Here is a 14,367-nt window from a genome sequence, read left to right on the forward strand (position 1 = left end):
GGCAAGTGTGCAACCAATGTCTTTACCCTTTAATGACATTGCCTTTGCGCACGTTTGCTACTCTCTCGGACCTGACTTTTGGTGGCGTAATATTAATTACACCGAGATAACAAAACATGGATAAACCGATACTCAAAGACTCTATGAAGCTATTTGAGGCACTTGGTACTATCAAGTCGCGCTCAATGTTTGGTGGCTTCGGACTTTTCGCTGATGAAACGATGTTTGCACTAGTGGTAAACAACCAGCTTCATATACGAGCAGACCAACAAACTTCATCTGACTTCGAGACACAGGGTCTAAAGCCTTACGTTTATAAAAAACGTGGCTTCCCAGTCGTTACTAAGTACTACGCTATTTCCAGCGAACTATGGGAATCTAGCGATCGCTTAATTGAAGTAGCGAAAAAATCCTTAGAAAACGCCAAACTTGAGAAAGAACAACAAGCGAGCACTAAGCCTAATCGCTTGAAAGATCTGCCGAATCTGAGATTGGCTACAGAAAGAATGCTTAAGAAAGCGGGTATTGATTCTGTTGCTCAACTTGAAGAAGAAGGCGCACTAAGTGCTTATAAAGCGATCAGAGACACGCACTCCACCACAGTTAGCCTTGAGCTACTTTGGGCCTTAGAAGGTGCTATTAACGGCACACACTGGAGTGTAGTTCCCCAGTCTCGTCGTGAAGAATTAATGAATGGCCTTTCGTAACAGAAGTCTTCTCTAATCTATCGACTAAAACCGCAGTGTGAACTGCGGTTTTTTTATGAAATTTTTTTAGCTCCCCTCGTGTCTACTCCTTTGTAAATCCCAAAACACCCGTATCTTCAGCGCCACGACTTAGTTTCGATAACGAGATTGTTAAAACAACATTCAGTATGAATACTTTAAGCGGTAGCCTAGATATAGAAACGGAGCACACATGAATAAAAAACTTATCTTTGGACTGATACTTGTTGCCACCATTCTTTTGTTAGGCGCTAATTTTGGTCAATATCTAACGCTTGAAAACGCAAAAGCGCAGCAAGAAGCGCTCAATTCATTCATCGAAGTCAACATCGCCTATGCCGCCACGGTGTATTTTTTAGCGTATGTTGCGATTACCGCATTTTCTATTCCCGGAGCAGCAGTGGTTACTTTGCTAGGCGCAGCTTTGTTTGGGTTTTGGTTTAGCTTACTTTTAGTTTCTTTTGCCAGTACGATCGGTGCGACCTTAGCTTTTTTGAGTAGCCGATATTTGCTTAGGGATTGGGTTCAATCGAGATTTGGGGAAAAGCTTGTTGCGATTAACCAAGGAGTAAAAAAGGATGGCGCGTTTTATCTGTTTTCTTTGCGCTTGATTCCAGTGTTCCCATTTTTCCTCATCAACCTACTGATGGGATTAACACCTATGAGCATTGCGCGCTTTTATTTAACCAGTCAAATAGGCATGCTCCCTGGTACTGCCGTTTACCTTAACGCTGGTACTCAGTTAGCAACCATTGATAGCCTTTCTGGTATCGTATCCCCGACGGTATTAGCATCTTTTGCTTTGCTGGGGCTGTTTCCAATACTCGTAAAATGGGTTATGAATAAGGTCAGGCCAACCTCTACTCAGCCAAATGGCAGTATTTGATGAAAATCTTTATCGCGAAAAATCCAGCAGAAGCGCACATCGTATGTGAACTATTAAAAACTGAAGATATATGCTGTGAGGTGCGTGGAGAAGGACTTTTTGGTCTGAAAGGTGAGCTTCCTTTTGGCGATGATACTGATCCTTATGTTTGGCTATTAGATCCAGAACAACAATTGAAAGCTCACTCAATTATTGAAGCATTTAGGCAGCAGTCACAAAGCAACATATATGAAGACTGGCAATGTCCTCATTGTCTTGAACACAACGAAGGACAGTTTGGTGCGTGTTGGCAATGTGGATATCAAATTGGGGAGCCATGATCGTTCCCCTATTCTCGCATTTCAGGTGTCTATATTAATGGCTAGGCGACGATACTTTGTTGCTTTATAAATTCGATAGAGTGTTGGTTAAAATCTTCAGGACGCTCTACATTGCAGACATGACCGCAGTTTGGAATTTCACGCAAGATACTGAGCTTATGCGCTGCAACCATCTCTTTCACCGGTTGGATAAACATATAGTCTCTATCACCCATCAAATACAATGTCGGTATGGGTAACTCTCTGTCTTTGAAGTACTTCATCAATGGGTTTACATCCGCGGCAAGAATAAACCAGCGTTTAAACTCTTTTTGGCACAGCTTCTTTGCTTCTCGAATAAACAAATGCCTTGATTCACGCTGACTTCGTTGCGGCATCACAATGTAGGCAAACAGCTTATACAACCACATATAAGGCAAGATATGTTTACAGAAGTTACCCAACTTAACCAAAATCTGCGAACGCGTATTCAAGCGTGTCACCGCACCGCCTAAAACCATCGAACGAACTCTTTCAGAAGACAACTCCGCTAAATTTCGAACAATGATCGTACCCAACGACATGCCAACAAAGTGCGCCGACTGGATTTTTAGGTGATCCAGCACTTTTAATATATCTTGCGTCACTTCCGTGAAGGTGTAACGACTAGTTATCAACTCTTTCAAAAGCTGATTGGATTTTCCATGTCCTCGCAAGTCGATCAGCAACAAATTAAAGTGCTGCTTATATGCTTTAATTTGTTTAAACCATATCGAAGAACTGCCACCAGCACCATGCACGAAAACAACCCACTCATTACTAGTAGGATGCAGATAGGTTTTGTGAAAAAGCAGTGGCTGAGTCATGAGTCAGTATAAGTAAGATTCTTTGTGATAGAGAGTGACAGAATCCTATCACACTCCGTAAAACCAAGGTAATAAAGGCACCTCAATAGGTGCCTTTGGTTACACTTTTTATCAAACTTGCGTCAATTTAACGATGAACGATAGAGTTGCAAATACGATTCTGCGGCCTTCCGCCAGCAGAAATCTTTTTGCATTGCATGCAGTTGTACTCTTTGCACTTCCGTCAGGTTTTGCGCATACAACAGCAACGCTCGCAGCATAGTAAGTAGCAGCGCTTGAGACGTCGGTTCATAAAATACAAATCCAGTAGCGTCGCAAGGGTCTACGTCGTAATCATTCACACTGTCTTTTAAGCCACCTACCCCTCTCACGATAGGTAAGGTGCCATAAGCCATGCTGTAGATCTGATTTAAACCACATGGCTCGAATTCAGAAGGCATTAAGAAGAAATCCGAACCAGCTTCAACTAAATGCGCGAGTTCATTGTCATACGCCTCAACAAATACAAACTTGTCGGAGAATTGCGCCGCAACCTCTTCCAATTGTGCAGCCAAAACGGGATCACCCGTCCCAACAACAACGACTTGAACATCATGCTTCAAAAAATCCGCCAAAGCCGGCAGCAAGTAATGCACGCCTTTTTGCTGAGTCAAACGACAAACCATACCAAACATGGCTACGTCTTTTTCAGCAAGGTTTAGCCTCTGCTGTAATGCGCGCTTACAAGTGTTTTTACCTAGAACCATACTTTGTTTGTCGGCACTATAGTTCATTGGCAAATAAACATCAGTTTCCGGATTCCAAGCACTGTAATCGCAACCATTTAAAATTCCGACTAGATCCCCTGCTCGTTGCTGAAACTCCCATGCCATTCCATGACTGCCAAGTTCTGTCTTTAGCTCTTCAGCGTACGTTGGGCTGACTGCATTTATCTTATCGGCATTCATTACGCCAGCTTTGAGCATAGTAATATGCGTTGCACTCACCGCAGCATCGGGAACGTTTCGGCAGTGAAACTCAGGCAAACACTGTACGTCGTCATAACTAAATACGCCTTTAAAGACCGCATTATGAATTGAAATGACGCTTTTTGTATGAGCAAAAAAGGGATCATTGCCATACCTGTGCTTAAGCAAAAACGGAACCAGCCCTGTGTGCCAATCATTTGCATGGATGATATCAGGTTGAAACGCCAGTTTCGGCAACATGTCGAGGCATGCAGCACTGAAAAACGCAAAACGCTCACCATTATCGGTATACGCTTGGTTGTTCTCTGCATACATTGATGGCCGATTGAAGTACGGCTCACAATCAATCAGATAGACAGGATTGTTTCCTAACGTAAGCAATAGAACTCGATACTTTGTATGCGGCCATGACGTTAGATTTGTTTCTAGCACAACTTCTGCGTCCGCTAATCTTTCGATACTGGTGTACGCAGGAATCGTAATTCTTACATCTTGCTGTAGGTTTTGAAGGGCTTCCGGCAGTGCCTTGGCAACATCTGCCAAGCCACCACTTTTAATAAGACCTTCAACCTCAGAAGCTACAAACAGAATGGATAAGTTGTTAGTAGCCAACTCGTGCTCCTTTCGGAATAACAACAATGCCCTCTTCCGACACATGGAAATGCTTTTTATCTTCTTGAAGATTCACACCAATTTGAGTTCCAGGTGCAATATCGGCATCCTTGTCGACAATAACACGACGTAACACACAGCCTTCGCCAATTTTTACGTCACCTAATAGGATACATTCGCTAATATCACACGCGGATGCAATATTGCTGCGAAATCCAAGTACTGACTTCTCGATACGAGAACCACGAACATAACTGCCATTACATACCAAGCTATCGATGATCTGCACTCGACCGTTGTCTGAATCGGTAAACGTTGCAGGTGGCAATGGTGGGTAATAGGTATGAAGAGGCCACTTACGGTTGTACAAAGAGAATGGCGCGTCTTTTTCCAATAGATCCATGTGCGCTTGCCAATAAGCATCAATCGTACCTACATCACGCCAGTAAACCTCTTCTTTCTCACCACTGATTCTGTTGGTGCTGAAGTCATAGACAAAAACGTCACCACGAGGGAACATTTTCGGGATGATATCTTTACCAAAATCATGAGAAGAAGCTTCATTGTCTGCATCTTCCACGAGTTCAGAAAATAGAACTTGTGCTTCGAATACGTAGTTCCCCATCGAGACTAACGCGAAATCTGGTTCTCCAGGAATCGATTTTGGATTAACGGGTTTTTCCTCAAAGCCAATCATTCTGCCTTCAGCATCAACCTCTATTACACCAAACTGAGAAGCTTCTTTTAGTGGCATGCGCAGTGCAGACACCGTCAATGACGCCTTCTTCTCCGTATGGAAGTTCAGCATCTGCTTGATGTCCATCTTGTAAATGTGGTCAGAGCCAAAGATACAAACCTGATCCGGTTCTTCGAGCTCCATAAAACGTAGGTTTTGATAGATAGCATCTGCAGTGCCTTCATACCAACGCTTACCCGTACGCATTTGCGCAGGAATTGGGTCAATAAAGCGATCAGTAATACCATTAATATTCCACCCTTTTTTCAAGTGATGGAAAAGTGACTGAGATTTAAATTGAGTAAGGACATAAATGCGCATCAAATCCGCATTTACAAAGTTGTTTAGAGCGAAATCAATCAGCCGATAACTTCCACCAAAAGGTACCGAAGGTTTACTACGGGATTCAGTTAAAGGTCTCAAACGAGAGCCTTCACCGCCAGCAAGAATCATTCCCAAAACACCAGCCATTCGTTGTTCTCCATATCGTTATAGCTTGGATTTAGTACTCACTTGAATGAGTAAAACTCGGGGAGTCAAGCGAATACATTGTTGCACCTACACCTGAGCCTCTATTGAGCCCTTGCAGTGTAGATAAAAAAGCTATTGCATTTTCCAGTATGCAAATATTCAAATTGTTCTTATTTTTTGACGCTAAATAAATGCATACAATTGCACTAATTTTGTAATAAATTATCCAACCAGAATCTAAATTACAATTTTTAATATGCCGTTCTGTGTTGCATACAAAGGTTACTTGCTCAAGACGATATCCAGATCACACAAGGCCAAGTAAGCGATTACATTGTGAAAACAATTTACGAACGCGTTAACTACAGTTCATGTTTGAAATACCAAGATATAACAAATGTGTGAATATAAAATGAATAGTTCAACTGAATGTTGTTTACAGAAAAGACACTTGTAGATTCAGACAAAACAAATCGCTAAAAGTGGGAAAACAGAGCTTAAAAACGGTAGGGAAAGGAGCAGATGGAAACCCGCTTAGACAGGTGGATATAAAAATAAAGGCAGCGTATTTGCTGCCTTTATTTTACAAGTTGAGTTTAAGCTTTCGCTTTTTTACGTTTATCAGTGATTTCCCACTTACCATCAACGTAAAGTGCAGTCCAACCACTTGGTTTACCGTCGTCTTCTGAACGAACATAGTTCTCTTTCGTCTTACGGCTAAAGCGAACCACGGCTGGGCGGCCATCTGGATCCTCTTGAGGAGCCGTTGTTAGGTACTTAAACTTCTCTGGTAGACGCTCCTCAAAACGCGCCAGTTCAGAGACTAGAGGTGCTCTTGTTTCACGCGATTTAGGGAAGTTGCTTGCCGCCATAAATAGGCCAGAAGCACCATCACGAAGCACAAAGTACGCATCTGAGTTTTCACATGGCAATTCTGGGAAGTGCACAGGATCTTCTTTAGGTGGCGCTACTTCACCGTTCTTCAGGATTTTACGGGTGTTCTTACAAGTTTCACTCGTACAATCCATGTATTTACCAAAGCGGCCGTTCTTAAGCACCATGTCTGAGCCACACTTGTCACACTCAACAACAGGGCCATCGTAGCCTTTCACTTTGAATTCGCCGTACTCAACAACATAGCCTTCACAGTTCGGGTTGTTACCACAAACGTGCATCTTGCGCTTGTCATCAATCAAGTACGCGTCCATCGCAGTTTCACAGATCGGACAACGTTTTTTCGCACGAAGAGCAGCCGTTTCAACGTCTTCTTCTAAAACGTTGACAATACCTTCTTCGTCACCCAAGTTAATGGTTGTCTTACAACGTTCTTTAGGTGGCAATGCGTAACCAGAACAGCCTAAGAATACGCCTGTAGAAGCGGTACGAATACCCATAGGGCGACCACATGTCGGACACTCGATATCCGTCATCACAATGTGGTTTAGCTTCATACCACCTTCAGATTCATCTAACTCGGCTTTTTCTAGGTCACCAGTGAAATCCGCAAAGAAGTTGTCTAGTACTGCTTTCCAGTTCACTTCACCTTCTGCGATTTGGTCCAGTTTCTGTTCCATACGCGCAGTAAAGTCGTAGTTCATTAAATCGTTGAAACTGTCATCAAGACGGTCAGTAACAATTTCACCCATTTTTTCAGCGTAGAATCGGCGCTGATCTACTTTTACGTAGCCACGGTCTTGAATAGTAGAAATGATCGATGCGTAAGTCGAAGGACGGCCAATGCCTCGTTTTTCTAACTCTTTAACCAATGCCGCTTCCGTAAAGCGCGCAGGTGGCTTTGTAAAGTGCTGTTTAGGGTCAAGTGACTCTAGGCTCAGCTTATCGCCAAGTTGTACCGCAGGAAGGATTGTGTCCTCGTTTTTGCCCATTGGACGCTGTACGCGAGTCCAACCATCAAACTTAAGGATACGACCTTTCGCTTTTAGCGTGTATTCCGCCGCTTTTACGCTGATTGTGGTTGAATCATATTCTGCAGGTGTCATTTGACACGCAACGAACTGATTCCAGATCAGTGAGTAAAGCTTGTGAGCATCCGCATCTACACCTTGTAAGTCTTCTGCTTTCACTGACACATCAGATGGACGAATCGCTTCGTGCGCTTCTTGAGCACCTTCTTTGCTGCCGTACGTTAGTGGCTTAGCTGGAAGATACTTGTCACCAAATTCTGAACCAATGAAGTCACGAACAGCATCAACTGCTTCCGCACTCAAGTTAGTCGAGTCGGTACGCATATATGTGATGTAACCCGCTTCATACAGACGCTGAGCTAACATCATGGTTTTCTTAACGCCGTAACCTAGACGGGTACTTGCCGCTTGCTGCAATGTTGATGTGATGTATGGCGCAGAAGGCTTGCTCTTTGTCGGGCGGTCTTCGCGCTTACACACTTCGTAGCTTGCGTTTTCAAGGACAGAAATGGCTGCCTTAGTTTCTGTTTCGTTAACAGGCTTAAACGCAACGCCATCTTTCTGCGCAACCAGCAGTTTGAAATCTGACTTATCTTTAGTTTTGGTATTTGCGTGAATATCCCAGAATTCTTCTGGCACAAATGCGTTGATTTCACGCTCACGTTCTACCAATAGCTTCACCGCTACAGATTGAACACGACCAGCAGACAGGCCACGTGCCACTTTCTTCCATAGCAATGGAGAAACCATGAAACCTACAACGCGGTCCATGAATCGACGAGCTTGCTGCGCATTAACGCCATCCATATTTAACTCGCCAGGAGTCTGGAAAGCTTGTTGGATAGCATTTTTAGTAATTTCGTTAAAGACTACTCGTTTGTATCGCTCTTCATCGCCACCGATGATCTCACGAAGGTGCCATGCGATTGCTTCCCCCTCGCGGTCCAAATCGGTTGCGAGATAAACGCAATCAGCATCTTTGGCTAATTTTTGTAGTTCGCTTACGACTTTTTCTTTACCCGGAAGAATCTGATAGTTCGCTTCCCAGTCATGATATGGGTTAATCCCCATTTTTTTGATCAGCGCTTTGCGATCTTTTTCTTTTTTAACGCGCGCTTTCTCTTCTGCGCTCATCCCTTTTGTTGAGATAGCTGCAGCTTTCTTCTCACCAGTGCTTTGACCGGCCGTAGGCAGATCACGCACATGACCAACACTAGACTTAACAATAAAGTCCTTACCAAGGTACTTATTTATCGTCTTTGCCTTGGCTGGAGACTCCACTATAACGAGTGATTTACCCATAACTGACTCTAACGTCCTTCATAATAATGCGGGTAGAAACCTCGTTTTAAGGTCACCCGCATAGTGTTCTATTTCATTGCTTCTTTTTTTACTATTGTGCGAGATGAAAAGAAGATCAACTGCTTTTTTGAAATTCAGATCCGATTGGTTGACAATTCATCGTCTTTATACTTCAAAGAGACAGGGGTCTGAAAGGTATTGAGCGGCATATCTAAGCAGGCAAACTTTGCTACTGCTAATCCAATGCAATAAATTTTGTTACTCATCACAAAATATTTTCTGTCAATATGGCGCAACCTTAGGTTGTTGCGCTGAAAGCCACTTTGTATCCGCGTAACCTCAGTACTGAGTTAACCCTCGCCTCAAATCAGCCAACGTGGTGATGGAATTAATCATGCAAACCCTTAAAGAATATGGGTATACTTCGCCACACTTTTTAATTTGTAATGAATGATGAGAACGTTATGTCTGATAGAAAGTTTATTGAAGAATTCGACCTTCTTTTAATCGCAAACCAAATCATCCAAGAGCACGATGATTACATTGACGGAATGCGAGCGACAAGCGTAGAAGAAAAAGACGGGGTTTTGGTATTTAAAGGTGAGTACTTCCTTGATGACAAAGGCTTACCAACCGCAAATACTACGGCAGTATTCAATATGTTCAAATACTTAGCCCATCACCTTTCTAAAGAATTTACGCTGATTAAATAACAGCAAATTAAGACAAAAAAGCCAGAGCATCATCGCTCTGGCTTTTCAGTTAGAGATCTAGCAGCTCAACGCTTTAAGCTTGTCGAAATAATCCGGGAATGTTTTGGACGTACATTTCGGGTCATTAATCGTCACTGGTGTATCGCTTAACGCCACCAGAGAAAAGCACATCGCCATACGATGATCATCGTAGGTATCAATCGCCGCATGTTTAAGGTGAGGTACTGGTTTAACGATGATGTAATCCTCACCTTCTTCCACTTCCGCACCAACTTTACGAAGCTCTGTTGCCATTGCAGACAAACGATCGGTTTCTTTTACACGCCAGTTATAAACATTGCGAATTGCCGTGGTACCTTCAGCAAACAAAGCCGTCGTCGCGATGGTCATTGCTGCATCTGGAATATGGTTGTAATCCATATCGATGCCCTTAAGCTTCCCGACGCGGGAAATAACGTAATCATCGCCCCATTCAATCTCTGCGCCCATTTTTTCTAGCGCATCAGCAAATTGAATATCACCTTGGATGCTATTTTTACCGATGCCAGTTACTTTGACTTCACCACCTTTGATTGCAGCCGCCGCTAAAAAGTAAGAGGCCGACGAAGCATCCCCTTCCACAAGAAAATCACCAGGCGCAACATAGTGCTGACCAGCTGGAATCACAAACTCTTGATAGTCGTTGTTGATCACTTCGACACCGAACTGCTTCATGATATGCAGCGTAATATCAATGTAAGGCTTTGATACCAAATCACCTTCAATCTTAATACGCACTTCGCCTTCGGCAAGTGGTGCAGACATCAAAAAAGCCGTGAGAAACTGACTAGAAATAGAACCATCAATCGACACTGTGCCTGCTTTCAGACCAGTACCGACAATCTTTAGTGGTGGGTAGTTTGTGTTTTCCAGATATTCAATATCTGCTCCCGCCTCTTGCAATGCAGTCACAAGATGACCAATTGGTCGTTCTTTCATACGAGGCTCGCCAGTAAGCACATATTCACCTTGGCCAACACAAAGTGCGGCTGCTAAAGGTCGCATGGCTGTGCCTGCATTGCCCAGAAAGAGCTCGACAGGTTCTGATACTGAGAACGGACGACCAAGGCCTTCAACCACACATTCTGTTTTATCTGCAGATAATGTGTACTTCACGCCTAGTTTAGTGAGTGCGTTTAGCATGTGACGAATGTCGTCACTATCGAGAAGGTTGGTGAGACGAGTCGTCCCCTTTGCTAATGCAGCGAGTAAAAGTGCTCGATTAGAAACACTTTTGGAACCAGGAAGGTTCACTTCCCCTTGAATTTTATTGATCGGTTGTAACGTTAGGCTTTCCATTAAAAGTTGATAATCCTTTGTGCTCTCAATTCACGCTGTTGTGAGAGCTAAACAATTCTTCGTGGATTCAGACTAACGAAAAAACCAGCACAAAACCAGAGCAAATCTGCGCTAATTTCTGAATAATTAGTCAACGATAAAATTGACGCTAAAACACCCACTCAGTACGCTAAATCTACGCGCACTCCATCATCGAAATATAAGATACGAACTTCATCCCCTCGGCTAAACAGCATATTTTTATCAACATCCTGAATAACGTTGATCAGTTTATCGCCTTTAACTTTAATTAGCAGTTCAACCAACTTATATTCAACTGTGTATTGATAATTACTTTGGTTTTGAGCAACCGCAGCGCCAGCCAGTGCGCCAACTGCTGTGGCTACCTCTTTACCCGTGCCACCACCAAACTGGTTGCCAACTAAACCACCAATGGTTGCCCCTAATAGGGTTTTCCAACCGTTACTTTTCGATTGCACAACTTCTTGTTGAGTGATGTAACGCACTGAATCTATCTTCCCGTACACCACTTCATTCACTGGTTTTGCGACATTCCTTTGGTACGCTGCATTGGCGAAAAGGGGTAAAAACAGTATGATCCAAGGACATACTTTCAAAAATTTTCTAACTCGAGTCATCACAAATTCCTTTGGTTCGATATTGGTCAGTACTTTTCTATGGCAATCTATTTAACTGAACTCGATTCAACGTTCAACTTCCCATCCCCTTACGAAGCTCTGTCAGATCCCAATGGTCTGTTGGCTTTTGGCGGAGACTTAGATCCACATAGAATTTTGAGTGGCTACTACCAAGGTATTTTCCCTTGGTATGGTCCAGGAGAACCCATTTTATGGTGGAGTCCTTCGCCACGTGCGGTGTTTGATCCTTTAACGTTTAAGCCATCAAAAAGTCTTAAAAAGTTTCAGCGCAAGCATCAATATAAAGTCACTATAAATCAAGCGACTGAGCGCGTCATTCAACTTTGCTCGTCTACCCGGCCAGCAGATGAAACATGGCTGAATGAAGAGATGCAAGCGGCTTATATTCAGCTATCCAACCTAGGGCATTGCCACTCAGTAGAAGTATGGCATGACAACACGCTTGTTGGCGGTTTATACGGCATTAGCGTGGGTCAACTTTTTTGTGGTGAGTCCATGTTCAGTTTGAAAGACAACGCATCAAAAATCGCATTGTGGTATTTGTGTTCGCATTTGGCGTCAAAGCATGGTCAATTAATAGATTGTCAGGTGATGAACCCGCACTTGGCATCCCTCGGCGCATTTGAGCTTGACCGAGACGAGTTCATACAAAAGCTACTATCTTTAAGAGAAAAGCAAACGGCTTCTGACACCTTTACGCCCCAAGTTTTGCAGGATTCAGAATCATGAGCACAGATCTACAACACATTCGAATTGGGTTAACCAACAACCATCCTTGTAGCTATTTACCGGAGCGACAAGAGCGTGTTGCGGTGGCATTGGACGCTGAATTACATACTGAACAAAACTATCAACTATTGATGGCTAATGGCTTTCGTCGCAGCGGAGATACAATATACAAACCACATTGCGAGCGTTGCCATGCTTGCCAACCTATTCGCATATCGATACCTGATTTCGTACTATCTAGAAGTCAAAAACGACTGCTCAGTAAAGCCAAAAATCTGCGTTGGGAGATGAAAACGGAGATGGACGCCGAGTGGTTTGAGCTCTACAGCCGTTACATTTGCAAGCGACACAAAAACGGTACCATGTACCCTCCCAAGCGAGATGAGTTCTCACGTTTTGCACAAACGACTTGGCTGACAACGTTGTTCTTACACATCTATGATGAATCAAATCAACTACTTGGTGTAGCGGTGACTGATGTGATGACACAATGTTCTAGCGCGTTTTATACGTTTTTTGATCCAGACTACCCACTTTCACTCGGTACACTAGCGGTGCTGTACCAAGTGAACTACTGCCAACAAAATAACGAGCAGTGGCTATATTTGGGTTATCAGATTGATGAATGTCCAGCAATGAACTACAAAACGCGTTTTCAACGCCACCAAAGGCTAGTAAATCAGCGTTGGCAAGGGTAGAATACGCCCCAACTTTACATAATTCCTATTTAGCGGCACAATAACGCTCGCTAATATTGCCTAATTTCTAAAGAGGATTAAATGGCTAAAGAAGACGTAATCGAGATGCAAGGTACTGTCCTTGACACTCTACCAAACACTATGTTCCGTGTTGAACTTGAAAACGGTCACGTTGTGACTGCTCACATCTCTGGCAAGATGCGCAAGAACTACATCCGTATCCTAACGGGTGACAAAGTAACTGTAGAGATGACTCCATACGACCTATCAAAAGGCCGCATCGTCTTCCGCGCTCGTTAATCTTTGATTTTCGGATGCAAATAAAAAACGGAGCATTTTTGCTCCGTTTTTTATTTGTAAACATTGAATTAAAGTAACTCGGCCAATTGCTGGATCAGAGTTAACACTGGTCGAGATCTTGTTTCGTAGTTCCCAGCGGTCGTGACAATCACTGCATTTTTGTTCGGAATGGCAACAATGTACTGCTCTCCTATCCCTACAGCCGCAACGCCATTCTCAACGTTAGAAACCTGCCAAAAATGTAACCCATACCCCATCTCATACGAATAGAACTTACTCTTTCTGAGTTCATTCAACCATTCTTCACCAACAATTTGCGTTCCGTTGTATTGTCCTTTGTTAAGCCACATCAAGCCAAACTTACCCATATCTCGAGATGTTAGACGTAAGCCCCAGTCTGCTCCTGCTTCGCCACTGCCAATGTTTGGCAGCCACTGATACTCTTCAATACCTAAAGGGGAAAAAATCTTCTCTTTCATTACTTTCGTAAATGATTGCCCATATACTTTTTCAATCACTTTAGAAAGGCCAACTGTAGAAAGACCGCTGTACGCGAACTTTGTTCCTGGATCAAAAGCTAATTGAGTGGAAAGAAACTGCTGTTTTAAGTCCTTCGCATTGTAATGACGAGAAAAAATGTTGCCTTGTCCATATGGTACGGACAATTCATCCAATGCGTAGCCTGTGGACATATTTAGAACATCTCGTAATGTTATCGCTAGCTTCGCCTTTCTATCTGGCTCGGTATACTCTGGAAAGAAATCAAATATTGGCGTATCTAACCCTTCGATTTTGCCTTCATCAATAGCGATGAAAATCAGCGTAGCGACAAAGGATTTCGTGACAGAATGCACGTTATGCACAACCTCTTGCCCGACAGGCACATTTGGTGTTTGACGATTACCATCAAGCCCACCACCTTGACGATACAGCTCCAACGTTAACTGGTTATCTTGCCACACTAGTAAGCTATGCAGGTTTGCTGCTTGTCCTTGTTCTACTCGCTGAATGATAGGATCAAACTCTGGCTTACTCGCCTCAACAACTACGGCGTGTTTATCACACCCTACGAGTAGGATAAGCAACCACGCTATGATGAAAGTTTTCATGCTTTCCTCTTTATTTCTCAATATGCACAAC

Annotated in this window: 14 protein-coding genes; 7 read left to right on the forward strand and 7 right to left on the reverse strand. The window is 43.3% G+C overall.

Going from position 1 to position 14,367, the window contains the following annotated elements; genetic code table 11:
- The first annotated feature begins 116 nt into the window (after positions 1-116).
- The 3 genes from BIW15_RS16260 to BIW15_RS16270 all read left to right on the forward strand — a co-directional run bounded on the left by BIW15_RS16260 (position 117) and on the right by BIW15_RS16270 (position 1,931).
- On the forward strand, positions 117-707 hold the full coding sequence (locus tag BIW15_RS16260) for a TfoX/Sxy family DNA transformation protein (protein WP_005457243.1): 591 nt from the start codon (positions 117-119) through the stop codon (positions 705-707).
- A gap of 211 nt (positions 708-918) precedes the next feature.
- Positions 919-1,611 carry a TVP38/TMEM64 family protein gene (locus BIW15_RS16265; RefSeq protein ID WP_077281296.1) on the forward strand — a complete coding sequence of 231 codons (693 nt, stop codon included), beginning with the start codon at positions 919-921 and terminating at the stop codon, positions 1,609-1,611.
- Positions 1,611-1,931, forward strand: coding sequence for a putative signal transducing protein (locus BIW15_RS16270; protein WP_005483105.1), 321 nt, complete (start codon positions 1,611-1,613; stop codon positions 1,929-1,931). The genes BIW15_RS16265 and BIW15_RS16270 overlap by 1 nt, the downstream gene beginning before the upstream one ends.
- Positions 1,932-1,972: 41 nt before the next feature.
- Here BIW15_RS16270 and BIW15_RS16275 read toward each other — a convergent pair whose 3' ends face one another.
- The 4 genes from BIW15_RS16275 to topA form a co-directional block, all read right to left on the reverse strand.
- Positions 1,973-2,776, reverse strand: coding sequence for an alpha/beta fold hydrolase (locus BIW15_RS16275; protein ID WP_005495870.1), 804 nt, complete (start codon positions 2,774-2,776; stop codon positions 1,973-1,975).
- 122 nt (positions 2,777-2,898) lie between these two features.
- Positions 2,899-4,356, reverse strand: a complete 1,458-nt coding sequence (gene glgA / locus BIW15_RS16280; protein ID WP_077281297.1) for a glycogen synthase GlgA — start codon at positions 4,354-4,356, stop codon at positions 2,899-2,901.
- Positions 4,346-5,563: a glucose-1-phosphate adenylyltransferase gene (glgC, locus tag BIW15_RS16285; protein ID WP_023585404.1), complete on the reverse strand. Its 1,218-nt coding sequence runs from the start codon at positions 5,561-5,563 to the stop codon at positions 4,346-4,348. The genes glgA and glgC overlap by 11 nt, the downstream gene beginning before the upstream one ends.
- A gap of 596 nt (positions 5,564-6,159) precedes the next feature.
- A complete protein-coding gene (gene topA / locus BIW15_RS16290; protein ID WP_053811682.1) occupies positions 6,160-8,790 on the reverse strand; it encodes a type I DNA topoisomerase in 2,631 nt (876 codons plus the stop codon).
- Between the two features lie 464 nt (positions 8,791-9,254).
- Between topA and BIW15_RS16295 the strand changes: the two genes are divergently transcribed.
- A complete protein-coding gene (locus tag BIW15_RS16295) occupies positions 9,255-9,503 on the forward strand; it encodes a YciN family protein (RefSeq protein WP_005495879.1) in 249 nt (82 codons plus the stop codon).
- 57 nt (positions 9,504-9,560) lie between these two features.
- Here BIW15_RS16295 and aroA read toward each other — a convergent pair whose 3' ends face one another.
- Together aroA and BIW15_RS16305 are read right to left on the reverse strand one after the other, a co-directional pair.
- Complete coding sequence (aroA, locus tag BIW15_RS16300) at positions 9,561-10,841, reverse strand: 3-phosphoshikimate 1-carboxyvinyltransferase (RefSeq protein WP_005495880.1); 1,281 nt, start codon at positions 10,839-10,841, stop codon at positions 9,561-9,563.
- A gap of 161 nt (positions 10,842-11,002) precedes the next feature.
- Positions 11,003-11,479, reverse strand: coding sequence for a glycine zipper 2TM domain-containing protein (locus BIW15_RS16305; protein ID WP_005495881.1), 477 nt, complete (start codon positions 11,477-11,479; stop codon positions 11,003-11,005).
- A gap of 39 nt (positions 11,480-11,518) precedes the next feature.
- Between BIW15_RS16305 and aat the strand changes: the two genes are divergently transcribed.
- From aat to infA, 3 genes are all read left to right on the forward strand, one after another.
- Positions 11,519-12,229, forward strand: coding sequence for a leucyl/phenylalanyl-tRNA--protein transferase (gene aat, locus BIW15_RS16310; protein ID WP_023585402.1), 711 nt, complete (start codon positions 11,519-11,521; stop codon positions 12,227-12,229).
- Positions 12,226-12,927, forward strand: a complete 702-nt coding sequence (locus BIW15_RS16315) for an arginyltransferase (protein WP_024699955.1) — start codon at positions 12,226-12,228, stop codon at positions 12,925-12,927. Before aat ends, BIW15_RS16315 begins: the two co-directional genes overlap by 4 nt.
- 81 nt (positions 12,928-13,008) lie before the next feature.
- Positions 13,009-13,227 carry a translation initiation factor IF-1 gene (infA, locus tag BIW15_RS16320; protein ID WP_001040192.1) on the forward strand — a complete coding sequence of 73 codons (219 nt, stop codon included), beginning with the start codon at positions 13,009-13,011 and terminating at the stop codon, positions 13,225-13,227.
- A 68-nt stretch (positions 13,228-13,295) separates the two neighbouring features.
- On the opposite strand, the gene BIW15_RS16325 is transcribed toward infA, so the two are convergent.
- A complete protein-coding gene (locus BIW15_RS16325) occupies positions 13,296-14,336 on the reverse strand; it encodes a serine hydrolase (RefSeq protein ID WP_029842778.1) in 1,041 nt (346 codons plus the stop codon).
- Positions 14,337-14,367 lie beyond the last annotated feature (31 nt).

The organism is Vibrio sp. SALL6, from assembly GCF_002002385.1.
GTDB lineage: Bacteria > Pseudomonadota > Gammaproteobacteria > Enterobacterales > Vibrionaceae > Vibrio > Vibrio parahaemolyticus.